This is a genomic window from Vibrio sp. FE10 (assembly GCF_030297155.1).
In the GTDB taxonomy this organism is placed as follows: Bacteria; Pseudomonadota; Gammaproteobacteria; order Enterobacterales; family Vibrionaceae; genus Vibrio; species Vibrio apostichopi.
Genome location: NZ_AP028068.1, coordinates 2,075,420 through 2,102,044, shown reverse-complemented (window position 1 = coordinate 2,102,044; position 26,625 = coordinate 2,075,420). Strand labels below are relative to the sequence as shown.

The 26,625-nt window shown below is 43.0% G+C and carries 20 protein-coding genes and 1 pseudogene; 16 read left to right on the top strand and 5 right to left on the bottom strand.

All coding sequences use genetic code 11. The annotated features are described in order from the left end of the window. Positions 1-17 precede the first annotated feature (17 nt). From QUF19_RS25970 to QUF19_RS25900, 15 genes are all read left to right on the top strand, one after another. Complete coding sequence (locus tag QUF19_RS25970; protein WP_102486191.1) at positions 18-1,040, top strand: ABC transporter permease; 1,023 nt, start codon at positions 18-20, stop codon at positions 1,038-1,040. A gap of 9 nt (positions 1,041-1,049) precedes the next feature. Beyond that, the gene (yejF, locus tag QUF19_RS25965) at positions 1,050-2,699 is read left to right on the top strand and encodes a microcin C ABC transporter ATP-binding protein YejF (RefSeq protein WP_286301323.1); all 1,650 of its coding nucleotides are present in this window, start codon (positions 1,050-1,052) and stop codon (positions 2,697-2,699) included. Between the two features lie 365 nt (positions 2,700-3,064). Beyond that, positions 3,065-4,090: an ABC transporter permease subunit gene (locus QUF19_RS25960; protein ID WP_286301321.1), complete on the top strand. Its 1,026-nt coding sequence runs from the start codon at positions 3,065-3,067 to the stop codon at positions 4,088-4,090. A 2-nt stretch (positions 4,091-4,092) separates the two neighbouring features. Then, positions 4,093-5,136: an ABC transporter permease gene (locus tag QUF19_RS25955; RefSeq protein WP_286303312.1), complete on the top strand. Its 1,044-nt coding sequence runs from the start codon at positions 4,093-4,095 to the stop codon at positions 5,134-5,136. Between the two features lie 16 nt (positions 5,137-5,152). After that, positions 5,153-6,976: an extracellular solute-binding protein gene (locus tag QUF19_RS25950; protein WP_286301317.1), complete on the top strand. Its 1,824-nt coding sequence runs from the start codon at positions 5,153-5,155 to the stop codon at positions 6,974-6,976. Between the two features lie 13 nt (positions 6,977-6,989). Further along, a complete protein-coding gene (locus tag QUF19_RS25945) occupies positions 6,990-7,859 on the top strand; it encodes an ABC transporter ATP-binding protein (RefSeq protein WP_286301315.1) in 870 nt (289 codons plus the stop codon). 2 nt (positions 7,860-7,861) lie between these two features. Next, positions 7,862-8,695 carry an ABC transporter ATP-binding protein gene (locus QUF19_RS25940; RefSeq protein WP_286301314.1) on the top strand — a complete coding sequence of 278 codons (834 nt, stop codon included), beginning with the start codon at positions 7,862-7,864 and terminating at the stop codon, positions 8,693-8,695. 55 nt (positions 8,696-8,750) lie between these two features. After that, on the top strand, positions 8,751-9,590 hold the full coding sequence (locus QUF19_RS25935; protein ID WP_017064734.1) for a hypothetical protein: 840 nt from the start codon (positions 8,751-8,753) through the stop codon (positions 9,588-9,590). A gap of 120 nt (positions 9,591-9,710) precedes the next feature. Further along, positions 9,711-10,742, top strand: coding sequence for an IS630 family transposase (locus tag QUF19_RS25930; RefSeq protein ID WP_270000015.1), 1,032 nt, complete (start codon positions 9,711-9,713; stop codon positions 10,740-10,742). A 19-nt stretch (positions 10,743-10,761) separates the two neighbouring features. Continuing rightward, complete coding sequence (locus QUF19_RS25925; protein ID WP_286301310.1) at positions 10,762-14,709, top strand: zinc-dependent metalloprotease; 3,948 nt, start codon at positions 10,762-10,764, stop codon at positions 14,707-14,709. 240 nt (positions 14,710-14,949) lie between these two features. Further along, on the top strand, positions 14,950-15,654 hold the full coding sequence (locus QUF19_RS25920; RefSeq protein ID WP_286301307.1) for a response regulator: 705 nt from the start codon (positions 14,950-14,952) through the stop codon (positions 15,652-15,654). 19 nt (positions 15,655-15,673) lie between these two features. Then, the gene (locus tag QUF19_RS25915; protein WP_353505930.1) at positions 15,674-16,963 is read left to right on the top strand and encodes an ATP-binding protein; all 1,290 of its coding nucleotides are present in this window, start codon (positions 15,674-15,676) and stop codon (positions 16,961-16,963) included. Positions 16,964-17,041: 78 nt separating this feature from the next. Then, positions 17,042-17,590 (top strand): RNA-binding S4 domain-containing protein, encoded by a 549-nt coding sequence (locus QUF19_RS25910; protein ID WP_286301303.1) that lies wholly within the window; start codon positions 17,042-17,044, stop codon positions 17,588-17,590. A 547-nt stretch (positions 17,591-18,137) separates the two neighbouring features. Then, positions 18,138-18,662 (top strand): cytochrome b, encoded by a 525-nt coding sequence (locus QUF19_RS25905; protein ID WP_286301301.1) that lies wholly within the window; start codon positions 18,138-18,140, stop codon positions 18,660-18,662. 1 nt (position 18,663) lies between these two features. Then, positions 18,664-19,986, top strand: a complete 1,323-nt coding sequence (locus QUF19_RS25900; protein ID WP_286301299.1) for an ethylbenzene dehydrogenase-related protein — start codon at positions 18,664-18,666, stop codon at positions 19,984-19,986. 147 nt (positions 19,987-20,133) lie between these two features. Here QUF19_RS25900 and QUF19_RS25895 read toward each other — a convergent pair whose 3' ends face one another. After that, positions 20,134-21,033: a LysR family transcriptional regulator gene (locus QUF19_RS25895; protein WP_286301296.1), complete on the bottom strand. Its 900-nt coding sequence runs from the start codon at positions 21,031-21,033 to the stop codon at positions 20,134-20,136. Between the two features lie 106 nt (positions 21,034-21,139). On the opposite strand from QUF19_RS25895, the pseudogene QUF19_RS25890 reads away from it, so the two are divergent. Next, a pseudogene (locus tag QUF19_RS25890) lies at positions 21,140-22,101 on the top strand (nitrilase family protein). A 176-nt stretch (positions 22,102-22,277) separates the two neighbouring features. Here the strand turns inward: QUF19_RS25890 and QUF19_RS25885 are convergent. Genes QUF19_RS25885 through atpA form a run of 4 tightly spaced genes read right to left on the bottom strand, consistent with a single transcriptional unit; the run spans position 22,278 to position 26,623 of the window. Then, positions 22,278-22,721, bottom strand: coding sequence for a F0F1 ATP synthase subunit epsilon (locus QUF19_RS25885; RefSeq protein WP_017074015.1), 444 nt, complete (start codon positions 22,719-22,721; stop codon positions 22,278-22,280). A 15-nt stretch (positions 22,722-22,736) separates the two neighbouring features. Beyond that, the gene (atpD, locus tag QUF19_RS25880) at positions 22,737-24,122 is read right to left on the bottom strand and encodes a F0F1 ATP synthase subunit beta (RefSeq protein ID WP_004730394.1); all 1,386 of its coding nucleotides are present in this window, start codon (positions 24,120-24,122) and stop codon (positions 22,737-22,739) included. A 42-nt stretch (positions 24,123-24,164) separates the two neighbouring features. Next, positions 24,165-25,034 carry a F0F1 ATP synthase subunit gamma gene (gene atpG / locus QUF19_RS25875; protein ID WP_286301292.1) on the bottom strand — a complete coding sequence of 290 codons (870 nt, stop codon included), beginning with the start codon at positions 25,032-25,034 and terminating at the stop codon, positions 24,165-24,167. A 47-nt stretch (positions 25,035-25,081) separates the two neighbouring features. Next, on the bottom strand, positions 25,082-26,623 hold the full coding sequence (gene atpA / locus QUF19_RS25870; protein WP_016766773.1) for a F0F1 ATP synthase subunit alpha: 1,542 nt from the start codon (positions 26,621-26,623) through the stop codon (positions 25,082-25,084). Between the last annotated feature and the right edge of the window lie 2 nt (positions 26,624-26,625).

The following is a 26,625-nucleotide window of genomic DNA, read 5'->3' as shown; positions in this document are numbered from 1 at the left end:
CAAGGTATTGATAATAAATGTTTAACAACCCTTTAGCTGAAGCTCGTTGGTTACGTTTTAAAGCAAACAAGCGTGGTTTTATCTCCCTTTGGATATTTACCATCTTGTTTGGCTTGAGCCTGTTCGCTGAGATCATTGCCAACGATAAGCCATTATTGGTTTCTTATGATAATCAGTGGTTTGTACCTGTTATCAATGAATATGCCGAAACAGAATTTGGTGGCGAGTTTGAAACCGAAGCCGACTACAAAGACCCGTATGTTATCGAACTCATCGAAGACAGCGGTTACATCGTGTGGCCAATCATTCCGTTTAGTTACGACACGATAAACTTCGATATTTCAGGTGCGGTGCCATCGGAGCCAGATTCAGTGAACTGGTTAGGAACCGATGATAAAGGGCGAGATGTATTAGCTAGGATCATTTACGGCTTCCGCATTTCCGTTCTATTTGGTTTTATTCTGACGATTGTATCGAGCGTGGTCGGCGTCGTAGTCGGGGCGACACAAGGTTACTACGGTGGTTGGGTCGACTTGTTTGGGCAGCGCTTCATTGAAGTCTGGTCTGGCATGCCGACTCTATTCTTGCTGATTATCCTTTCCAGTTTTATCGAACCTAACTTCTGGTGGTTACTCGGGATTATGGTTCTGTTTAGTTGGATGAGTTTGGTTGGTATTGTGCGAGCGGAATTCTTACGCTGTCGAAACTTTGATTATGTGCGAGCCGCGCAAGCCATGGGCGTCGACGACAAACGTATTATGCTTCGTCACATGCTACCCAACGCGATGGTTGCTTCGTTAACCATGATGCCGTTCATTCTTTCTGGATCGGTCACCACGTTAACCTCATTAGATTTCTTGGGCTTTGGTTTACCTGCCGGTTCGCCTTCGTTAGGTGAGCTATTAGCGCAAGGTAAGGCTAACTTGCAAGCCCCTTGGCTTGGCATCTCTGCTTTCGTCGTGCTTTCACTGATGCTTACGTTACTTGTCTTCGTTGGTGAAGCTGTGCGTGATGCCTTCGACCCACATAAACAGAAGTAAGGATAAGTTATGACTTCAAATACGGTTCCTACTTCAGGGTCAACAGCAGAGGGTGCTAATGCATCTCCAGTTCTGACCATAGATAAGTTGTCGGTAGGGTTTGGGCGAAAAGATTCGATAGAGCAAGTGACGCAAGATGTCTCTTTAGAAATATACAAAGGCGAAACACTCGCGCTAGTGGGCGAGAGTGGTTCCGGTAAATCTGTTACAGCCAACTCTATTTTAAAACTTTTACCTAAAGGCTCGTCCCACTACTTAAACGGTAAGATTAATTTCTCTGGTACCGATATCTTGAGTTGTTCTGAAAGGCAATTACGCGGGATTCGTGGTGGCCGTATTGGGATGATCTTCCAAGAGCCCATGGTTTCGTTGAACCCACTCCATCGAGTCGGTAAGCAGCTGGTTGAAACTCTTTCTATTCACCGTGGAATGCGAACCAATAAAGCTCAAGCCTTGGCGATAGAGTGGCTTTCAAAGGTGGGTATTCGCTACCCAGAACAAAAGATTTCAGCTTACCCGCATGAGTTATCCGGTGGTGAGCGTCAGCGTGTAATGATAGCGATGGCACTGATCAATGAGCCAGAGTTGCTTATTGCTGATGAACCCACAACGGCATTGGATGTATCGGTACAAGCGCAGATTTTGGATTTGTTGAAAGACCTGCAACAAGAGCTGGGTATGGCGATGCTCTTTATCACCCATGATTTGAGTATCGTTCGTAAGATTGCCGACAGAGTAGCGGTAATGAAAGATGGCCGCTTAGTTGAAAGCAATGACTGTAAAACACTCTTTAATGCACCATCTCATCCTTATACTCAAAAACTTATTAACTCAGATCCTAAAGGCTTACCTGTTCCCGTATCACCGGAAAGTAAATCCCTGCTCAACGTCGACCAACTGCGTGTTTGGTTTCCGATTACTGGCGGTCTATTCAAGCGCACGATTTCGCATGTTAAAGCTGTAACAGACATGGAGTTCAGCTTGAAAAAAGGGCACTCAATCGGTCTTGTTGGCGAGAGTGGCTCGGGCAAATCAACAACCGGTATGGCGATTTTGAAGCTGGTGGAGAGTGAGGGTTCAATCACCTACGCTGACGAACAAATTCAAGGCTTAAACCGACAACAGATGTTGCCGTTTCGAAGCCGCATGCAAGTTGTCTTTCAAGACCCATTCTCGGCATTGAACCCAAGAATGTCAGTTGCTCAAGTGATTGGTGAAGGTTTACTGGTGCATCAACAATTGGATGACACTGAACTCGACCAACGCATCTGTGACGTAATGAAAGAGGTCGACCTAGACCCAGAAACTCGTCATCGTTACCCGAATGAGTTTTCAGGCGGGCAGAGGCAACGTATCGCGATTGCTCGTGCATTGATTTTAAAGCCAGAGTTTATCTTGCTCGATGAACCAACATCGTCATTAGACAGAACGGTACAAGCGCAAGTCCTAGATTTACTTAAGTCATTACAAGAAAAGTATGGCCTGACTTACCTATTTATTAGTCATGACCTCAACGTGGTGAAATCCCTATGTCATTACACCATCGTGATGAAAGCCGGTGAGGTGATAGAGAAGGGCGACACTGAGACTTTGTTTGGTAATCCGCAGCATGAGTATACTAAGCAGCTTGTCAGTCTTTCGAATGTTGGTGGGATGTAGCCAAACATTATTCATAGATTAGCTCCTCTTTCATTAGACCAAAAAATCGCTTCTGTTTCACAGTGCGATTTTTTTGTATTTGATTTCGATTTGTCACCATATCAATGCAGCTTACAAACATGTTTGAATTGTCTAAGCAGTTCACTTTTTAAGTTACAAACAAAGATTATCCACACCTTCTAATTCAAAATTCCTTTCTGATAGCCAATTTAAGTTTCTGATTATTAAGATTAAAAGGTGTTAAGTGAACTAATCCAAATTAAATGCAATTGTAAGTTAATGTAGGTAAATGTAACCATTTGACTACTTTCTTTTATTGATTAAATTGATGAAATATTGCTTTAAATGGAATTTGGCTAGTTAGGATGATTGCATATTTACTGAAACGTTTTGCTTTAGTTGTACCTACGTTTCTTGGTATTACGATTTTGATATTCGCGATTACGCGTTTTGTCCCAGGAGGCCCTGTCGAGAGGATGCTCGCTAACATGCAGCCTCAAGGGGATGGTGGTGGGGCGTCTAGCCTCGTTGGCCAAAACTCAGCTTTGTCTGAAGACCAACTCGCAGATCTTAATAAATTTTATGGATTAGATAAGCCGGTAACGGAAGCGTATCTCGAATGGTTAGTTCGACTTGTTCACTTTGATCTAGGCGAGTCGACACGCTACTACGAACCGGTCAGTGAGATGATTTTTGAGCGCCTGCCAGTCTCGGCTATGTATGGTGGTGTGACCTTTTTCATTAGTTATTTTATCTCTATTCCTCTTGGTTATTTCAAGGCGATGAAGCACGGCAGCGTTTTTGATTCTGTTTCATCAATCATGATTTTTGTCGGCTATGCCTTACCGGGATATGTGGTCGGCGTGCTTCTTATTACGTTTTTCAGTTATCACCTAGAGTGGTTCCCAATGGGGGGCTTTGTGGATGATGACTTCGACGACTTCAATACTTTCTCAGAGCAAATTACTGATATTTTGTGGCATGCGGTCTTACCTTTGCTTTGTTATCTGATAGGTGACTTTGCTACGTTAACCATGACCATGAAGAACAATTTGATGGAAAACTTATCGTCAGATTACATTCGCACTGCAATCGCTAAAGGTTTGCCTTTCAGAGAGGCGATTCGTAAACACGCACTACGCAATAGTTTAATTCCAATCGCTAGCCACTTTGGCAACTCTCTTCTTTTCTTCATGACGGGCTCTTTCTTAATTGAAGTCATATTCGATATTAATGGCATAGGCCTGCTTGGTTATGAATCAATTGTAGAAAGAGATTACCCAGTGGTTATGGGTATTGTCGCAATCAACGCCTGCATATTGCTACTTGGCAATATCTTGTCTGATGTCTGCGTTGCACTGGTCGATCCTAGAGTGAAGTTTGGAGCTTGATGATGATTAAATTAAATCCGTTGACACTAAAGCAGATCAAGCGATTCAAACAAATAAAGCGTGGATACTGGTCGCTGATTATTCTATCTGTAATGTTATTACTGTCTCTTTTTGCTGAAGCGTTGATCAACAGTAAGGCTTTAATGGTGCGTTATCAGGGGGAATATTACTTTCCAATTGTATCTGATGTTTACTCCGGTAAGACATTTGGTTTGGAGTCTTCGGGAGAGGCAAACTATCGACTACTTCAATTAGCGCTTAAGGATAAAAACAATGGTGACTTTGCGATTTTACCTTTGGTGCCTTGGAATCCGTATGAACAAGACTTCTCTGGTGAATATCCGCCACATGCGCCAAGTGCCTATTCAAAGCACTATTTGGGCACTGACGTAATCGGGCGGGATATTTTGGCTCGATTGGTTTACGGGTTTAGAACAGCAATGGGATTTGCTCTGATAACTATGGTCATTGCATACAGCATTGGTGTAACGGTGGGGTGTGCGATGGGTTTCTTTGGTGGCAAGTTTGATCTGATTGTTCAAAGAATCATTGAGACTTGGTCTATGGTTCCGTTCCTTTACGTGATCATGATTTTGGTCTCGATAGCACAACCCACATTCATGCTGTTTGTATTGATCAATGTGACTTTTGGATGGATGGGTATTACTTGGTACATGCGAACGATGACCTACAGAGAATCTGCTCGAGAGTATGTGTTAGCTGCAAAGGCGCTAGGAGCATCCACAGCAAGAATCCTCTTCAATCATATTTTACCCAACACGATGGTGATGATCGTCACTCTGGCGCCTTTTACCATTGCCGCCAATATCACCGCATTAACGGCACTAGACTACTTAGGTTTAGGCCTTATACCACCGACCCCAAGCTGGGGAGAGCTTCTTCAACAAGGCAAGTCGAATCTCGATTCGCCATGGATTGTTGGCTCTGTTGTGACGGCAATTGTAGGTGTTTTGGTCATGGTTACATTCATTGGTGAAGCGATAAGAACTGCCTTTGACCCCAAAAAATACACAGTTTATAGATAGGCACTAGGAAGTGATGATGTACAGATACGGACTATTCGCTTTGTTGTTGAGTTTCTTAGCTCAAGCACAACAAACACCAAATAATTTGGAATGGCAAAGTAATTGGGATGACCCCGTTTTTGCTTCTGAAGAGGCTAAGCGTGGCGGTACTTTACGTAGCTTTATGCCTAGTTTTCCACAAACATTACGTTCAGTGGGGCCTGACGCGAATTCAGGTATTCGCTTCTATTTAATGGATGGCACGCCTAAATTGGCACAACGACATCCAAATACCGACAATTGGATTCCACAGCTGGCGAATGAATGGGCATTTGGGAACGATCACCAGACGGTTTATTTCAGGCTGAATCCCGACGCGAAATGGTCTGATGGGGAAGCGGTAACGGCTGACGACTATCTATTTATGCTTACGTATTACCGTTCCAAAGACATTATTGATCCTTGGTATAGCGACTTTTTCCGCAACAGCATCACGACCGTTGAAAAATTCGATGACTATACGATCAGTATTACGATGGCCGAACCTAAAAGTAATGATGAACTTATGGCTCTTATCAATATGCCGAGTCACGGAGTCCAGCCTCGTCCCGAGCATCATTTTGTTGATATTAACGATGGGAATAAGGATGGGATGGATGATAATTTTGTTCGCAAATACAACTTCAAGCCAGAGCCTACAACGTCGCCTTATTACATATCGAAAGTAAATAAAGGCCGCAGCATTACGTTTTCACATGTTGGTGATGACTGGTGGGGTTACGGAAATAAATATTATAAGAACCGATTTAATGTGGAAAAACTTCGCATCAAGGTAATTCGTGATAGTGATATTGCACGTAAGCACTTTGAAAAAGGAAAGCTAGACACGTTTGCAATGGTACAGCCTCAATTATGGCATGAGAAAACCAGTTCAGAACCCTTTAGTCATGGTTTTATACAGAAATTCTGGGGCTTCAATCAAAGGCCACAAGGCGCTGGCGGCTTATGGATAAACACATCCATGCCACTTCTGAACAATATCAATGTTCGAAAAGGCATCACTTACGCTACTGACTTTGATGGCATGATCAAAAACGTGTTACGAGGCGATTACTCCCGAAAACCTCATGCTATGGGGTTTGGACACGGTAAATATGATTTAGAGGGTGTAGAGGCCCCACCGTTTAGACCTGAACTTGCGATTGGTTATTTCGAATCTGCAGGCTTCGATAGTATCGGTTCTGATGGTATCCGCATGAATGCCAGTGGGGTTCGTTTGAGCTTTAAGATTACTTATGGCTACAACATTTGGACACCAAGAATTGCCTATCTAAAAGAGCAAGCGAAGTTAGCTGGCCTAGAACTTGACTTAAATCTTGTCGATGGTTCTGCTGCATTCAAATTTATTCTAGAGAAAAAGCACCAATTAGCCTTTCTGAATATGGGAGGAGGAGAGATACCCGCTTACAAAGAGTACTTTCATTCGACCAATGCCAACCGTCCTCAAACGAATAACCATACAAATTTTAGTTCACCAGAGCTAGATCAGAAAATTGAGGCGTTTATTTCTGAGTTTGATATGGAAAGAAAACAGCAGCTATCTCAGAACATTCAAAGAAAAATAAAGGATGCGTATGTCATTGTACCTGGCTATATGGTGCCTTATACACGAGATGCCTACTGGCGTTGGATTAAGTTCCCAAAGAACCCAATGACTAAGAAAACTGGCGCCATGTTCAATATTTTAGATACCAGTAATTTCTGGATTGATACAGACCTAAAAAAAGAAACTCAGTTGGCTTCTAAAGAAGGTAAGGCGTATCCACCCATCACTATCATTGATGACAGATATAAGCTCTAAGGATGAACGTGGAATGAGCCAAAACATTGTATTAAAAGTTCGTGACTTAGAAGCTGAATTCAGTACTGATGACGGCATTATAAAAATACTAAAAGGTGTGTCCTTTGACGTGAAATCTGGCCAAACACTGGGTTTGGTTGGGGAGTCGGGCAGTGGGAAGAGCGTAACTTCCATGTCTATTATGGGACTACTTCCTAAGCCTTATGGAAAGGTTACGGCTGGACAAATAATTTATCGTGATACAGACCTTACAGAGGTACCTGAACATGAGATGCATAAGATGCGTGGGAACCGTATCTCAATCATTTTCCAAGACCCTATGACTGCCTTAAACCCTGTTCAGACAATTGGCAAGCAGATTGTCGAGGTTCTGGATTTGCACCATAGCCAGATGTCTAAGTCTAAAAAGATAGAGTACGCAATTGGTTTGCTTGAGAAAGTTGAAATTCCAATGCCAAAACTACGTTTTAAAGAATACCCTCATAGCCTGTCAGGGGGGATGCGACAAAGGGTAATGATTGCGATAGCTCTTGCATGTAAGCCTGACATCTTGATATGCGATGAGCCGACGACTGCATTAGATGTAACGGTTCAAGCATCAATTTTGGAACTGATAAGAGAGCTTCAAGAAGAGACTGGGATGGCAGTGATCTTTATCACTCATGATCTAGGCGTTGTGGCGGAAATTTGCGATGAAGTCGCTGTGATGTATGACGGACGTATTGTTGAGCATGCAGAAATTTTCGAACTTTTTGATCACCCACAACATCCGTATACAAAAAGACTCTTGAGCTTAATTCCAGATCTCAATGTAGAACCGAAACAAACCATTCAAATTAACCCAATTGATTTGAATGAATTCCCAGAATACAAGGGGAGTTGAGTATGTCAGAAGTCATTAGAATTGAAGGGTTAAAGCAGCACTTTTTATCGGGCAAAAATTTATTTGCGAAAGGTTATGTAATCAAGGCTGTTGACGGCGTTTCATTTTCAGTGAAACAAGGTGAGACGTTAGGTTTGGTTGGAGAGTCGGGCTGCGGGAAAAGTACGCTTGGTAGAACATTGCTCAAATTGTATGAGCCATCAGCTGGAAAGATCTTTTTTGAAGGCGAAGATATCACCCATTACAGCACCAAAAGAATGCGTCCACTTCGTCGAGATATGCAGATTGTATTTCAGGATCCTCTCGAGTCATTGAATCAGAGGCATACAGTCGGCGGCATACTTGAAGAACCTTTTATTATTCATGGTATTGGTTCAAAGAAAGAACGAAAGCAATGGGTTTTAGATCTACTCGATAAAATCGGATTACCTCACTCTGCTGTAACTCGTTATCCGCACGAGTTTTCGGGAGGGCAGAGGCAGCGTATTGGTATTGCTAGGGCAATAGCGTTAAAGCCTAAGTTATTAATTTGCGATGAGTCAGTATCGGCATTGGATGTTTCTGTGCAAGCTCAGATACTAAATCTATTGTTGAAAATACAAAAAGAGATGAACCTTTCCATTATTTTCATTTCACATGATCTCTCTGTCGTTAAGCACATTTCAGATAATGTGGTCGTAATGAAAAAAGGGAAAATAATTGAATTTGGGAGTGTGGAAGATGTTTATAAAAATACAAAAGAAGATTATACAAAAACATTATTGTCGTCTATTCCAATAACACATCCATCTCAAAGGAATAAAATAAAAACAACGAGGTTAGCTAAACAGGCTTAAAATTACAAAAAGAAAATTTAGATATAATACGGAAGTGTAATACAAGAAGGAAAATATGAATAAACTACTTATGTTGCCAGCTTTTATGCTGGTGGCGCCTTCGCTCGCCCTAGCAAATAATTTGCAAGATGAGTGGGAGTCCAAAAATAATGAAAATCCTTGGTCTGGATACATTAGTGCTGACTATTCTCGAAACGGATATGAAGACAGTGCGTCTTTAGCAAACCGTTCGGCTTCTGCAACTGGCGTTGTCCGATATTCGTTTTCAGACAAATCTCGACTCCAGGTTGTGGCGTCAGGTTACCACTTGTCCGACGGTGATGAATATGGGACTAGAGGACAGTTCTGGAATGATACGTCTATCTCATGGGGGCGCAATGGACTATTCAAACCAACTGATGGTTCATCACTGAGTGGTGAGGTGAGAGTAATATTGCCAACGTCCAAATGGTCAAGGAGGAACGATCTAACGTTAGGAACTAGGTTGAAAGTCAGGTGGAGTGCTCCATTCGATAATTGGATTGAAGGACTTTCATTAAGTAATACGTTATTACTTAGAAAAAACTTTCACGAATATAAAACAGCCGGTGGTAATCAGCTTATTGAATACCAATTGAGTAGCCAATTTTCTCTTGATTATGTTTTTGCAGAAGACTTCTATTTTAACATTTTCGTAATGCCTAGACAGTCATGGGATTATAACGGGAGCACGTTTGACCCAACTTTATTACATGGGGAAGAGGTGGGCTACCAAATAACTAAGAGTATTTCTATTTCTGCTGGGTTGACGAATGGCATTAGTTATTACAATCCAGAAAGAGGTTCAAACCCTCTTAATGATTTAGTCGATTTAAAGAAAACAACTTATTACGCAGTGATTAACTATCAATTCTAATACTGCTCCGTTCGCATTGAATTTAGATAGTTAGAAATAAAAATGTAATATAATTATAAATATACCCGTGATCATTGAAGGTGCTTGATTTTCTTTAAAATCAGGATCATGCTACGAACCATGAAAATTACACTGACTCCTCAGCAGAAACTACAACTCGAACAAATGCACGACATTGAACGTGATAGTCGGGTCTGCGACCGTATTAAGGCTGTTTTGCTGGCTTCTGAAGGCTGGAGTCAGACTATGATTTCACAAGCTCTTCGTATTCACGAATCGACTGTTGCTCGTCATCTCAGTGATTATGTTTTCTCTGAAAAACTTAAGCCTGAAAATGGCGGAAGCCAAAGCAAGCTTTCTGCAACTCAAACCATGCACCTAATCGAGCATTTGACTGAGAAAACCTATTCTCACACGCATCAAATTGTCGCCTACGTTAAAGAGACATTTGGACTTGATTACACGGTTTCTGGTATGAACAAATGGCTTCACCACAATGGTTTTAGCTACAAGCAGCCGAAAGGCGTTCCACACAAATTTGATGAAGCAAAACAACAAGCTTTCATCGAGGCTTATGAAGCGCTAAAGGCAAGCTGTGGCGAGGATGAATCGATAGTCTTTATTGATGCAGTTCACCCAACACTATCAACAAAAATATCTCGTGGCTGGATACGAACTGGTCAGGATAAAGTGATTGAAACAACGGGTAATCGTAGCCGATTGAACATTATTGGCGCACTGAACCTATCGGATATCGGTGCAACCATTGTTCACGACTATGAGAACATTAACAGTGAAACGATTGTTCGCTTTTTCTGTAAGTTAAGAGAGAGTTATCCGTTAACCCATAAGCTTCATATCATCTTAGATGGTGCGGGGTATCACCGCAGTGACTTAGTCAAAGATGCGGCGTTTGTCCTGAATATTGAACTGCATTATCTTCCACCTTACAGCCCAAACCTCAACCCAATAGAGCGGCTATGGAAAGTAATGAATGAGAAGTCGAGGAACAACGTTTACTTCAAAAGAAAACGGGACTTCAAGGAGGCAATAGACCAATTTTTTGCAGTGACTCTTCCAGAGATCGCAGGCTCTTTGACATCTCGAATTAATGATAATTTTCAGATTCTCAAGCCTGCATCTTCAAGTTGATTCGGTATATAGGTAAATTATGTTTAAACACGCAATTATCGCAGCAAGTATGGCCGCAATCCTCAGTGGGTGTGGGGCCGAAGATCGTGCCTATGACACCTATGAAAAACCAACCGAAGAGATTTCTGTTCAATCTTTAGATACGGAATCACTTTGGATGTACATGCCGTCAACTGGTGAAGCTCCTCGCTATGCTATGACTCAGCGTGGCTTTTTCCAAGGCGATCCAAAGTTAGTAACGCTTCGTTTTGATGAAACCAATGGTATTTATGTTGAAGAAGTTGATCGCGATAAGGTCAATGCGACAGATGAAAGTCGTTGGGATACGGAAATAAACCGTGCTCCTGTACTCAAAATTCCTGGAGAATTCCGCCAGTATCGTTGTGCTGAAAATAGCTACGGTGAGTGTACAAATAAAGAAGAAATTAACGCCGATGAAGACGTGCCTTGGAGTCAGGCGACGCACTTTGTACCTAAGTATGAAGAGATTAAATCACTATCTCAAGACACAATTAGAGCTTGGTATACCTCAAGTAATGTTACTGAGTCTGCAGAGCCTCGTTTGATTTCATACGAGTACGACCCTGAGGGTGGGGTAATTAACGTTGAAGTAGAACGGACCTTTACTGCAGAAGCGGAAGATCAATACCAGTTTGGTGGTGAACTTAAAGACTTATCGTTCAAAACACGTTTTTTCTATTCTCTTGTTAAGCTCGATAAGTTAGCAAGTGAAAATTACGAACCTATCTATTATCAAGGCCAAGACAGCGCATACTTTGGGTTCTTCAACGATAGCAAAGAAGTAAAAACTCACACTGGTGAGAGTAACGTACAGGGTTCTCGTTTTTCTTATATTAACCGATTCAATCCCAATTTAGAGTCGATCGATTACTACTTAAGCGACAGCTACTTCGATGATGGCAATGAAGCGTACCTACAACTTACGCTCGATACCATGAAAGAGGTAAATCAGTCATTAGAAGGCACAGGTGTTCCTCGCATTAACATTGTTAATAGTGACAAGAAAGCGGGTGTAAAAACGGGTGACTTACGTTACAACGTATTCAACCTGATCGCGGATCCGGTAGACAACGGACTTCTTGGCTATGGCCCATCTGCCACTAACCCATTAACGGGTGAAATTATTCACGCGCATGTTAACCAATATTTAGGTGTGATTCGTTCCGCAAGTCGCCATACGTGGAATGATCTCGCTAAGCGTTACAACCGCCAAGAAATTGCAAAAGTACAACCTGCGGTTGTGGCGGAAAAAAGCAACGCTTCGAAATCAAGCTCTGAGCCAACCGAAATCGATTTGTTCAATAAAATGCTCGAGGAAGATCGAGGACCGTCGATCAATGTTCCAGCGTTGAGTGAACGCGAAATTAATTTGGTGGGCAAAGATAATTTAGTCGATTCATTGCCTGAAGCCGATTTGGATTTCAAATACGATACCAGCAACCAAGACCTCGCTTTGCAATCATTCTATAAACGCCAAGATATGTTGAAGCGATTCTCTGAGCAGAATGTATATAGCGTTGATGCGATGTGGCTAAGTACCCAGTCAAAGGGCTTAGTGAAGGGTTTAGACTATATCCAAGGTGACTTCTTCGCCGATGCTGATCAAAGCAAAATGAAAACGTGGGAAGCGCTAACGATTGATCAGCAGAAGCTAGCAAGCCAAGCGATTTCAAAGCATATGTTTAAATCAACATTGATTCATGAGCTTGGGCATAACCTTGGTTTACGTCATAACTTTATGGGTTCAACGGACGAAAGCCATTTTTATACAGAGGCTGAGCTTGCACAAAGCAAAATTGGGCACCTTGATAAGCCAGCTGCGTACAGTTCGATCATGGATTACGGTGCATCAATATTTGATGAACTGTTGACGTTCGGTAAGTATGACAAGGCCGCTTTACGTTTCGCTTATGCTCGTCAGGTTGAAACAAATGAACTCATCGTTAACACCAATAGCGAAGGAGACGATGTCGCAGTAGTAGACGCCACTGGGGCACAAAAGCGCAAAGTCTATTCACTGGCTGAGTATGACCGTCAGTTATCTAATGACTATAAGGTTTATCCGACGGGTGTTATTGCACACTTAAGAGCTAACGCGGGTCAAAATGGTATTCCAGATTCGTTAGTGAGCTATCGCTATTGTACGGATGAACACACGACCACTAACTTGTTATGTGATCGTTTTGACGAAGGTACAAGCCTTCAAGAAGCCACTGAGTTTAGAATTCAGCGATACAAAGATAGCTACGACACGGTTAACCAAAGAAACGGACGTGAGAGGTTTGAACAATTTCATCAATATAGTTACTTCTTATATCGAATGGGTGAGTTCCAAAAAATTCGCGATATCGTTGAAAATGTTGGTGAAATTGACTTCATGTTTGCTCGTTACTTAGGTGCAAATACGACGAATAACAAAGGGCAGGTTTTTGAAGAAATAGCCGGAAACAACTGTGTGGATTTTCGCGGTAACGCTATTCCATTAGAAAACTTGTCTGCGGGTGTTCGCCCTATTTGTGATACTTACAATGCAGCAAATTTGGCAGCAGACTTCTTTTTAGAAGTGCTAACAGCACCAGATAAAGTTTGTGAATTAGAAGAATTGAGTGGTGTTGTTGGAGTTCCTAACCGCTATCGTTTCGCTAAGTTATCTGACCTTTGGTTAACCTACCAAGGCGGTATGTCGCAAAATCGTGATGTTCCAACCAGTTGTTTTGATGAAGAGTTAGTTCAGATGTTGGCAAGTCAAGCTAACGAGATCGTCATTCGCTCTGAAACTCGAGATGGAAAAGTATGGGCGAGCTTAAAAGCGAACAATCCTTATCAAACATCGTCTTCTTCTGTTGATTTGTTAGGCGTATGGCCAGACAAACTACTCGCAGCACAGATGTTAGTTAGGCGTGATACACCATTCAAGTCAACTGAGAATTCGAGCTTAGCGTTGGTTGATATGTCAGACAAAATTTCACACTTGTATACGTATCTATCCGATTTAACGGGTAGAGCTGAAGCTCGCCAAGCTATTTTTGTTGATGGGAAAGGGGATTACGTAGAAACGGTTCTAAAGTACAAACAGGACATTACCGAAACAATTGAGGCGACACCTTCATACCTGTGGCCAATGAAGCGCTATTTCTCAATGGGTGGTAATGAAGCATTTGTGTATTGGACTGAGGGAGCTAGCCAAGATACGAAGGTGCCGTACTTTGGAACCTTATTGGCTAACCTAAACAAGTATAACCGTGCAAATGAATATGGTTTGAGTGACTCAGTATCTGGTTTTAGCGACTCTATCCATGTCAACTATGCAAATAGTAGTTATGCCGACGAAGATGGGATTAACTTTACTTGGAAAGGGACAAATTACTCGTTGAGTTCACGTAACACACTTGCAAATGCTTTAGCTTCACGCGCCTTATATACAGAAGAGCAGAAAGCTCGCGTAGATAAATTAAACGGTTTGCCTTACCGAGTCCGTAACGCGCTGTCTGTGTTTAAGAATACGCGAGATCGCAACGAAGCTCGTATTATCGCTGTCGGTGATAAAGAGGCGCTCGTTGCTCTTCGTGACACCACTGGTTTCGCACGCTTTTTTATGTTTGATAATCAGTTCGAAGAATATGATGAAGATGGTCAGAAGTGTTTACGATTTAAAGTCGATGGCGAGTCGACCGAAGATCACATGAAACGTAAGTGTAACCCTCAATCCAGTTTGCAGACGGTACAAAATAGCTCGATTGGTAAATTCGAAGATGAAGAGCACGAACGTATATTCGATTTAGCACAAATCTTTGGTAATCAGATTGCGGATAACAACACCAGTTCCACAAATGCGGCTCATAAAGAAGTGTACAACTATGACCCAGAAGAATTGAGGTTATGGAGCTCTAATGAGTACGTGAATTATCGTCGCGCATTTGAACAGTTCCCTGTTTATGATGACTAGACAACAAATGTTTAATTAAACCCATAAATTGAACCGGTTACCTTATTAAGTTAACCGGTTTTTTTGAGTCTAAAATTAAGAGCTTATGGTCTATTTTTAGCTGCATTACCTTTTATTTATATGTTATATAGATGTTTTTGTTATTTTTATAAATATAAGCTATGTAAGAGAATGTGCTGAATTTCGCAATAGAGAGGCGGGCGGTTCGCAAGGTAGCAATAGGAATGGTGAGAAGGATTTATGACCAACCCGAAACTAGTGATCGTAGAAGACGATCCCATCTTAAGAGAGATGTTACAGGAATATTTTGAAAGCCAATCTTTTGATGTAGTCACTATTTCTGATGGCGCATCAGCGAGTGAACAAATCTTAAATATTCAGCCCGACATTGTTCTACTTGATCTTATGTTGCCAGAAGTTGATGGGCTAACTATTTGTAGGCAAGTCCGGAGTCAGTTTAAGGGAAAGATACTCATTCTTACAGCTAGTGATGATGATTTTGACCATGTTGCAGCGTTAGAAACTGGTGCCGATGACTTTATTAGCAAACCAATTCGCCAAAGAGTCTTACTTGCTCGAGTGAGGATGCTTTTGCGTCGTATTCCTGACAGTTCAATAAGTGCTGAAGTGAGTAAGAATGAACTGGTTTTTGGTAAGTTAAATTTAAACCGCACAACCAAAGCCTGTACGCATATTGGAAAAGATATATCCATAGCGGAGAGCGAATTTGAACTGCTTTGGCTATTAGCTTCCTCGCCGGAACAGGTGTTATCACGTAACTTTTTGACTCAACAGTTGAGAGGTGTTGATTACGATGGCATTGACCGCTTTATCGACAACAAAATCGTAATCTTACGTAAAAAGCTTAATGACATAACTGTCCCACCTAAAAAGATCATCACTGTAAGAGGCAAAGGCTACTTGTTCGTACCCGAACGTTGGTAACGGTAGCTGAATAAATAATATGCGACGTATCTATTTTGAATACCTAGCGGGGCTGACTGTCATTTTCTTAGTGAGTATATATTCCTATGCTTTTATTGTTTACAAGTTAAGCACTGACTACGAATACATATTACGAGACCATGAAGCAGAAGCCTATCAAGAATTGATTGATGTGGTTTACCGTGAAAAAGGTTTGCTTGAAACGCAGAATCTATTAAAAAATTATGCGGATAAGACTCGGCAGAACCTGCGAATCATACCTTTTGATAATGCTCCAGAACTAGTGAGAAAAGCGTTTCAGCAGCAAGGCCGAAATGTTTACTACCATGACGAATACTTCCTTTGGTTAAGGTTGGTTGGAAGTGATGAGTTATATGAGTTATCTAAGAACAAAGATTCTTATCTGAGGAAGCAAATCAAATTTGAAAACCGTCTTATTTGGGTGTTTGCCATAACTGGTTTTGCGTTTAGCGGCTTGTTTTTGGTTTGGAGAATCAAGCGCCGATTAAATAACCTTGAAATGGCGACGGTTGCTTTTTCTCATGGGGATCTACTAGAAAGAGCGTCCGAAAAAAATAGCATAAAACTAGGTACGTTAAACCGTAGCTTTAATGTTATGGCGGACAAGATAAGAGATTTAATCAATAGTAATAAGTCTTTGACTAATGCTGTTGCTCACGAGCTAAGGACGCCTATATTCCGAATTCAGTGGCAGGCTGAGTTGTTGAGTGACTTAGCGCCAACTCCGCAACAATCTAAAGCGATAGCCCGTATTCTTGCTGATACGGAAGAAATGGAAGACATGGTTGATGAGCTATTGTATTACGCTCGATTGGAAAGAGGGGGCTTTGAATTGCTTAAGCAACCTATTGATGCCAATGAATGGTTAAACGAGCGTTTTAGCATTTGGGAGAAAGAGACAACACTCGATCTCATCAAGGTGCCACTAAAAGTCCCAGCCTCTTTTTATGTCGATCTAAAGTTATTCAATAGGGCGGTGGACAATATAGTAAGGAATGCTTTTAAGTTTGCTGATACTAAGATCGTTATTGAGTTGTGGTATACCGACAATGAATTTGTTATTGAAGTTCATGATGACGGGAAAGGCGTTGAAACGGAGCATTGGCCTTATCTGTTTGATCCTTTTTACAGTGCTAATGCCGCTAGGAATAAGGGAAAAACGGGTCATGGCTTAGGATTAGCTATCGTCAAACAAGTGTGTGACCGACACCAAGCACATGTGACAGTTGGCGAAAGCTATATGGATGGTGCGTGCTTTGCGTTGTCGTTTCCTAGGCTTGAGCCATAATTCAACATGGTCATTTACTTGTTTTAAGATTACACTGCGCCCAATATTTCAGAAGTACATATTTAGGTAGAGGTCACCATGGACCAAGAACATTACGAAGACGCTGATTACGAAGGCCAAGAGCTGGGCGAAGAAGGCGAAGAGATTGAGATCGAAGCAATTGGTATTGATGTATCGTCTCAGCCAATCGAACTCTACAAAGTGTTTAAAATTGCTAACCTAGTGAGTGGTGGCGGTGAAGCTAAGCACATCATTTCTGAAGGTTATGTTGCGGTAAATGGTGAATTAGAAACTCGTAAACGTCGTAAAATGTACGATGGCGACTTCTTTGAATTCAACCAAGAGTACTATGTAGTGGTGTGTGATCAGCCGGTACAAGAAGAATCAGAAAAGCCGAAAAAGAAAGACGCGCCTAAAAAAGACAACAAGGCGAAGAAAGGTCAGTCTAAAAAGGATTCTAAGAAGAAAGAATCTAAGAAAAGCAAAGCAGAAATGCTAAGCGCAACGGCTGAACCAAAGAAAGAGAAAAAAGAGAAGAAGAAAGAAAACAAACCGAAAAAGAAAGCGGATACGCCTAAGCCACAACGTGACGACAAAAGCGGCCGTAACTCGATCGAATTCTTCTAAAACTTAAGCAACGTTAAACCTTGGTTTTACGTTCAGAAGATACAAAAAGGCTCACTATTTAGTGAGCCTTTTTGTATCTGTATCCTGCGTGTCAGAGTCGTTTAAAGGTGAAATCGTGTGTACTTGGCAGTTGTTTTAAAGAGTATATCTTAGGCTTCAATAGTCACTTTCTAATGATGATTTATTCGTCTGTGCTTAGCTGAATCTATACCCAAAAACATATCATGAGATGATATTCGGTACGGTGCTAATATCTAACCTCTTCATTCTCTGTAATTTAATTATCGGTAACTTTAAAATCTGATAAATAAATTTATCTTGTTTTTTTACATAACTCTAATCTGTAGATACCCTTCAATATATTCAGCTATTTCAATGGTTTGTTGGCGATTAAAGTCTGTCCGGAAAGGAAATTGACCGTCATCAAAAGTCCTGAGTGTGAGTAGAAAATATAATGTTAGTACTTTAGTGGTATTAGCTGCTGAAGATAATAAAAATCATATCAATAAAATTTTCTCTTTATTAACGATACACTTAGGAATTAATTATGAAGGTATTTGTCCCTACCGAGCATTTCAGTCCTGTCAGTAAGTTTATACATATCATATCTGCCGTTGCCTTTATCGGTGCGTTGTTGATCATGCTGCTTGCGCCAGATCCTGATTCATTTGCTTTTGGTGTTCACCAATCTTTGGGCATGTTGGTTATTGTGCTGTATTTGGCTCGTATTGTTTGGATGAACTGGGCTGGAAAGCCGAACGCGCTTGGCACTAAGTTCGAAAAGTTCATGGCACATATGGCTCATTTGGCCTTGTACGGCATTCTAATTTTGATGCCGTTATCTGGTTTGCTTATCGCGATGGCAAAAGCCAAAGATACCGTGGTATTTGGTTTATTCACCATTCCTGGGTTTGCAGAACGTAATTCAGGTTTGATCGATTTTGCTTCTGGTCTTCACTCTTTCTTAGAAATCATCTGTTACCTGTTGGTCGCTATGCACGTTGGTGCCGCGCTTTATCACCACTTTATCCTTAAAGATGAAACCCTTAGCCGAATGATGGGGAAGAAATAATATGATGATGTTCTCTGTAAGAAATAGCGTTTTACTCGCTGCACTAAGTGGTTTGTCTTTGAGTGCCAATGCCTACAACATGAGTATTTACGACACGGAATTAGACGTCGATTGGAGCGACATTCCTGTGGTTGAGAAAACCATGTTTTTCCCAGGCAAAGTGACCTTCGATTGGATCAATTCGCCAGCGCATAAAGGCACGCTCAAAAAAGGCTTTGAAACCAAAACCTGTTCGAGCTGCCACCAAGGTGAAGAAGAAGGTCTTGGTGAAATGTTGGTGCAAGACGACAGGCTAGGTAACTTCCCAGACAAAAAAGGGTCAATTCCTGCCGAGTTCCAATTTGCGCACGATGATGAACACCTTTACGTAAAAGGAACGTGGGAAACGGAATCGCCTTTCCCAGCGCGCTTACACGACACGCTTCTTTTCCAAGACGGCAAATGGACAATCATTGGCGGTGACCGAGGCAAGAACCCTTACACACCTATCTATGAAGACCGTTTTTCGCTGATGATTGACGATGGCTCGGTATTGCAGTTCCGCGAACAAGGGTGTTGGATGTCGTGCCACCGTGGTGCGCGTGATATCGGCCAAGCGACTACGAGAGATGTTCAAGCATTGGATGTAGTTGGCGCGTTTGGCTTAGATCAAAAAGATATTCGTAAGTACCTTCCAGAGTCTCGCACTGAGCGTTACGGCGTAAACTGGGACAAAGTGAAGCCACAAGAAGAAATCGATAAGCTGAAAGCGGAAGGGCAGTTTGTTGATTTGATGCAATGGCGTTCGACGCGCTCTGCACCGACCAATAGTGCTGATGATGGTTATGTCTTTGAGTATCGTTTGAACGATAAAGGCACCACAGTGTTTACTTGGAACTTCGATAGGAAAACAGGCCTACCTAAGTACATGTACGATAAGTCGGTAACCGGTTTCTACGCGCTGAATAAAGAAGACTTCAACGATCTCAACAAGAAGATAGCAATGGTTGAAGGCGTTAACGTGATGCCTTACGACGCGAGTAAAATTGAAGAAGGCCAATATCTTCAAGGTCGATTAAACCGAGAAGGCGCAGGTTCTGCGGGGGATAACAACCAAGTATTCTCTTCATGGGAAGACGGAAAATACACGGTTATCTTCAAGCGTAAGTTGAACACTGGCCACCCAGAAGATGACAAAATCATGGAAATTGGCGGCACTTATGACATGAACATCGCGATTCACGATGGCGAAACAACAACACGTTTCCACTATGTCGCGTTCCCGTTCACGGTTGGTATTGGTGAGGGTTCTGAAGGCAGTGTTATTGCGTTGCCGATTAAGTAACGAGTAACATTCACTGAATGTGAGCAACAATCTTAGGCTCTTGGCTGGTGTGCGATTCGCATAATCATCAAGAGCCTTTTTTGTTCTAATTCGGTTATCTTTTCTAATTCAACGAACTGCTGCCCTAACTTTTGATCTACTGGTCTATTAGCCTCTTTGGCTTTCTGTTTGCTTGGCTTGATCAGCAACAAACGCTACAAATCTATCCCGGAGTGTATTTTCGCTATTTCCATTCCATATTAATCCGACAGGCCAAGTGGCGTGTTCACCTTGTAGCGCAATGAATTCCACATCGGTGTTACTAATGAACTGCGCACTGCTAGGTACAATGGTGAAACCGATATTGGCAGAAACCAACGCCAGCAAGGTAAGAATATCGTCGGCTTCTTGTGTCTTTGATAAGTCGATCTTATTGGCAAGACAATATTGTTGAATCTGTCTGTCTAATCCGGGGCCACGGTGTTGGGCGAGCTTTAGATAAGGCCATTTCGCTAACTCAGAGACGACGTGATTTTTGCTTGGCGCTTGTTTGAGAAGATCTTTGTGTATCGCAATCACAAGGGAATCGTTGAAAAGCGTTAGGCTCTCTAAATCGGAAGAGTAGGGTAGCCTATTGAAGCTGATATCGAGTTCATAGATCAATAGCTCGTCTGTTTGCTGCTTTGAGGGCGTGTCATTCAAGGTGATGTGAACGTCTGGATATTGCTGTTTATAAGCTGCAATAAGCTTAGGCGCTTCATGATAAGTAGACACACCAAAACCAATGTTCAAATGTCCCTGAGTTCCGTTCACCACAGAGCCTGACAGTTGTTCAAACGCCTGCATTGAATGAACTAAACGTTGGGCTTCTGCTAGTAACGTTTTGCCTGCGTGCGTGAGCTCTGCGCCATTCCTACCACGAGAAAACAGAGACGCCCCAATGTTGGATTCAAGTCGTTGAATCTTTTTAGTGAGGGCTGATTGAGTAATGTATAGCTGTTCTGACGCCAAACGGTAATTGCCCGATTTAGCCAACTGGCAGAATGCCTTCAGTAAATCAAATTCCATTCCAAATGCTCATTGTACTAAGAATATCTTTCATTATATGGAATTGAATCGATTTTTTATACTGAGTTTATACCAAATCAGATAAAGCGAAACTTGAGGACGAATCATGAAAAGAGACATCAAAATAGCGTCGGTTCAATTTAACCACCATGCAGGTGACAGGCGTATAACTTATCGGTGATTGAGCAATACGTTCAACAAGCCGCGGACAGTGGCGTAGAGATCATCAGCTTCCCAGAGATGTGCATCACCGGTTATTGGCATGTGTCTGCTTTGTCTCGCGATGAAATTGAAGCATTAGCCGAACCTGTACCAAGCGGTGAATCGACTCAAAAGCTTGTTTCGCTAGCAACACAATTTGGAATGAGTGTTGGCGCGGGCTTGATAGAGCAGGGTACTGATGGCGAGTTATACAACACCTACGTATTTGCTATGCCCAATGGAGAAGTACAGAAACATCGAAAACTGCACACCTTCGTTAGCCCACACATGATCAGTGGAGACCAATACACGGTGTTCGATACGCCGCATGGCTGCAAAGTCGGTATCTTGATTTGTTGGGATAACAACTTGGTCGAGAACGTACGAATCACTGCTTTGAAAGGGGCTGATATATTGATTGCCCCACATCAGACAGGCGGTTGCCAATCACGCAGCCCGAACGCGATGAAGCGAATTGACCCAGAGTTATGGTTTAAGCGAGATGAAAACCCGGAAGCAATTCGTGCTGAAATGCAGGGTAAGAATGGTCGAGAGTGGTTAATGCGTTGGCTGCCTGCAAGAGCGCACGACAATGGCATGTTTGTGGTGTTTAGTAATGGTGTCGGCGTTGATATGGATGAAGTCAGAACAGGCAATGCGATGATCTTGAGCCCTTATGGGGAAATCATCACCGAGACGGACAGCGTAGATAACGACATGGTGATTGCAGAGCTAAAAGCAGCAGAGTTAGATATGTGTACGGGAAGACGTTGGATTCGTGGTCGTAAGCCAGAGCTTTATCATTCACTTACACAACCTCTTGGTCATGAACTTGATCCGCGCCAAGCGCGTTTTGCTGAGAAGTAATGTGAAGATGCTGGTGGATAAGGCGAGTAAATAAGGAGTCGGCAGGGAAGGGGTTGATTCAATAACATCGGATGTAGTCTACCCACTTAAACTGTTTTTAAGTGGGTAGACTATTTACACATCAAGCACTAAGCATCTAGCATCTAGCATCTAGCACCTGCATCTAAGTTCTATTCTCAGTGACGAGTGCGAGAAGACGTCAGTTCTGATGCGCGTAGCTGAGCAACGGCTTTTGCCAGTTCAAGCTGAGCTTGTGCAAAATTGATGTCGACATTGCCCTTGTTGATATTCTCAAGAGCCGCATATTTCGCTTCTTCTGCGCGAGCGCGGTCAATGTCTTTACCGTGCAAGGCGGTATCGGCTAACACCGTGACCACATCCGGCTGAACTTCGAGCATGCCACCAGAGACATACAGCACTTGTCCCTCTGATTTAGGGTCTGTGACAAACACTGTCACGCCCGGCTTTATTTTGCTTAGAAGCGGGGAGTGACCTGGGCGAATCCCCAGCTCACCGTCAGCGCCAGAAACGGCTAGGGCATACGCTGGACCTGAAAACAGCGTACCTTCCGCACTTACGATATTAAGTTGAAATGTATTGTCTGTAACTCCGATAGCCATGATGCACCTACCTTTTTAGAGTGATTTTGCTTTGTTAAGCACTTCGTCGATAGAACCACAGTACAAGAAAGCCTGTTCTGGAATATCGTCGTATTCGCCGCCTAGCAGGCCTTTAAAGCCTCTCAGTGTTTCACTTAGCGGTACAAATACACCTTTCTGACCAGTAAATACTTCGGCTACGTGATAAGGCTGAGTTAAGAAACGTTCAATCTTACGAGCGCGAGATACGGTCTGCTTATCTTCAGTCGATAGCTCGTCCATACCAAGAATCGCGATGATGTCTTTTAACTCTTTGTAGCGTTGCAGCGTTGTTTGTACTTTTTGTGCAATGTCGTAGTGCTCTTGGCCAACCACAAGAGGATCCAATTGGCGAGAGGTTGAATCCAATGGGTCGATTGCAGGGTAGAGGCCTAAAGCAGCGATGTTACGCGACAGTACAACGGTTGCATCTAAGTGAGCAAAGGTTGTTGCTGGCGATGGATCGGTTAAGTCATCCGCAGGTACGTATACCGCTTGAATAGACGTGATCGAACCTTGTCTGGTTGATGTGATACGTTCTTGTAGAACACCCATCTCTTCAGCCAGCGTTGGCTGATAACCTACTGCTGATGGCATACGGCCTAGCAGTGCGGATACTTCTGTTCCTGCCAGTGTGTAACGGTAGATGTTATCAATGAACAACAGTACGTCACGACCTTCGTCACGGAAGCGCTCAGCCATAGTCAGGCCAGTCAGCGCAACACGTAGACGGTTTCCCGGTGGCTCGTTCATTTGACCGTAAACCATGGCAACTTTGTCTAATACGCCAGCTTCTTTCATCTCGTAGTAGAAATCGTTACCTTCACGAGTACGTTCACCAACACCGGTAAATACAGAGAGACCTGAGTGGGCTTTGGCGATGTTGTTGATAAGCTCCATCATGTTGACGGTTTTACCTACGCCAGCACCACCGAACAGACCAATTTTACCACCCTTCGCGAACGGACAGATAAGGTCGATAACCTTAACGCCTGTTTCTAGAAGTTCAGTGCTGTTGGCTTGTTCTTCATAAGAAGGAGCTTCACGGTGAATTTCGTAGCTTTCTTTCTGGCCGATTTCGCCACATTCATCAATTGGCTGACCAAGCACGTTCATGATACGGCCTAAGGTTTCTTCGCCCACTGGAACCGTGATTGGAGAACCTGTGTTTTCAACAGTTAGGCCGCGGCGCAAGCCATCTGACGTGCCCATTGCAATACAACGAACGATACTGCCACCCAGCTGTTGTTGAACTTCTAATACGAGCGAGCTTGCTTCTTCGCTCGTCACTTTCAATGCATCATAAACGCGTGGGCTGTTGCCGCCGCTGAACTCGACGTCTACCACCGCGCCGATAACTTTAACTATTTTTCCAACACTCATCTCTAAATCCTCAAATTCTATTCTGACCCACTCTTTCTGCCCTTAGACAGCTTGAGCACCTGAGACTATTTCACTCAGTTCTTGGGTAATGGCAGCCTGTCGCGCTTTGTTGTAAACCAACTGCAAATCATCGATGAGTTGGCCTGCGTTATCGGTCGCCGCTTTCATGGCTACCATTCGGGCTGCTTGTTCACAGGCAATGCTCTCTACGATGCCTTGATAAACTTGCGATTCAATGTATCGATGTAACAGCTCAGAGAGGATGTCTCTTGGCGCTTGCTCATAGATGTAGTCCCAACGACGCGCTTTTTTCGTACCGCCATCGGCCTCAGAATCTGAAGGGTGGGGTAGCAACTGCAAGGTCGTTGGTTCTTGAACCATGGTGTTGATGAACTGGTTATAAACGAGATACAAACTGTCGATTTTTTCGTCGTCGTAATGCCCCAGCATCGCGTTAACGGTACCTAAGATGTCTTCTAATTTAGGTGCGTCACCAAGACCTGACGTTTGCGCGATAACATTGCCGCTGCGTTGGAAAAATGAGATAGCTTTTGAACCAATTAAGGTGGTTTCTACCTCAACACCTTTGGTACGCCACTGTTCCATTTCTTCTAGCACTTTCTTGAACAAGTTCGAGTTCAAGCCACCACATAAGCCCCGATCGGACGAAATAATGATGTAAGCAACACGTTTTGGTTCACGTTGTTGAAGATAGGGGTGCTGGTATTCCAGCGACCCTGATGCGACATGAGAGATAACTTTGCGCATGTTCTCGGCATAGGGACGTGTTAGCGTCATATTGTCTTGAACTTTACGCATCTTACTTGCCGCAACCATCTCCATTGCACTGGTGATTTTCTGAGTGTTACTAACACTGCCTATCTTGGTGCGAATTTCTTTAGTATTTGCCATTATCTGCTCCTAATTTGTTTTGATTTCCAGCCAACAAACCGGAGCGTTTACCAAGCTTTCAACGCTACAAAGTCACCAAGCAGTTTTGCAAGTGCACTGTCGATCTCGTCGTTGTAGTCACCGTTCGCGTTGATGGTGTCGAACAACTCTGGGTTTTGGCCTTTTGCGTAAGCAATTAACTCTTCTTCAAAACGCGCAACTTTGTGCAACTCTACGTCAGCCAAATAGCCTTTTTCTGCAGCGTAGATAACCGTTGCTTGCTCAGCGACAGACATTGGCGAGTATTGTTTTTGCTTCATCAGTTCGGTTACACGCTCACCATGGTCAAGCTGCTTACGCGTCATGTCATCTAAGTCAGAAGAGAACTGAGCAAATGCGGCTAATTCACGGTATTGAGCTAATGATGTACGGATACCACCAGACAGTTTCTTGATGATCTTGCACTGAGCTGCACCACCCACACGAGATACCGAGATACCTGGGTCAACAGCAGGACGTAGACCTGAGTTGAATAGTTGGGTTTGTAGGAAAACCTGACCGTCGGTGATTGAGATTACGTTGGTTGGTACAAACGCCGATACGTCACCCGCTTGAGTTTCAATGATAGGAAGCGCGGTTAATGAACCTGTTTTGCCTTTCACTTCACCGTTTGTGAACTTCTCAACGTATTCCGCATTTACTCTTGCTGCACGTTCTAGTAGGCGTGAGTGGAGGTAGAATACGTCGCCAGGGAAGGCTTCACGACCCGGTGGGCGTTTAAGTAGCAATGAGATTTGACGGTAAGCGACGGCTTGTTTTGATAGGTCATCATAGATGATCAATGCATCTTCACCGCGGTCACGGAAGTATTCACCCATGGTGCAACCCGCATAAGGAGCAAGGTATTGAAGCGCGGCTGATTCTGATGCTGATGCAACAACAACGATGGTGTTTTTAAGCGCATCGTGGTCTTCGAGTTTACGAACAACGTTTGCGATAGTAGAGGCTTTCTGGCCAATAGCCACGTAAACACATTTGATGCCAGAATCTTTCTGATTGATGATCGCATCGATAGCTAACGCTGTTTTACCAGTTTGACGGTCACCGATGATAAGTTCACGTTGACCACGACCGATAGGCACCATGGTATCAACGGCTTTATAACCAGTTTGAATAGGTTGATCGACAGACTTACGCTCGATTACGCCGGGTGCAATTACTTCTACAGGGTCTAGTCGGTCACAACTCACTGGGCCTTTGCCATCGATTGGCTCACCTAGTGTGTTCACTACACGGCCAAGAAGTCCATTACCTACTGGTACTTCCAAGATACGACCTGTCCCTTTCACTTTCATACCTTCAGATAGGTCAGTGTAGGGACCCATAACCACGGCACCGACTGAGTGCGTGTCAAGGTTAAGAGCAAGAGCGTATTTGCCACCTGGAAGCTCGATCATCTCACCCTGCATGACATCCGCAAGGCCGTTAATGGTAATGATGCCGTCACGAACCGAGACGATAGTGCCTTCGTTGCGAGCTTCGGTGCTCACATTAAATTTCGAGATGCGATCTTTAATCAGGTCGCTGATTTCATTTGAATTTAATTGCATAA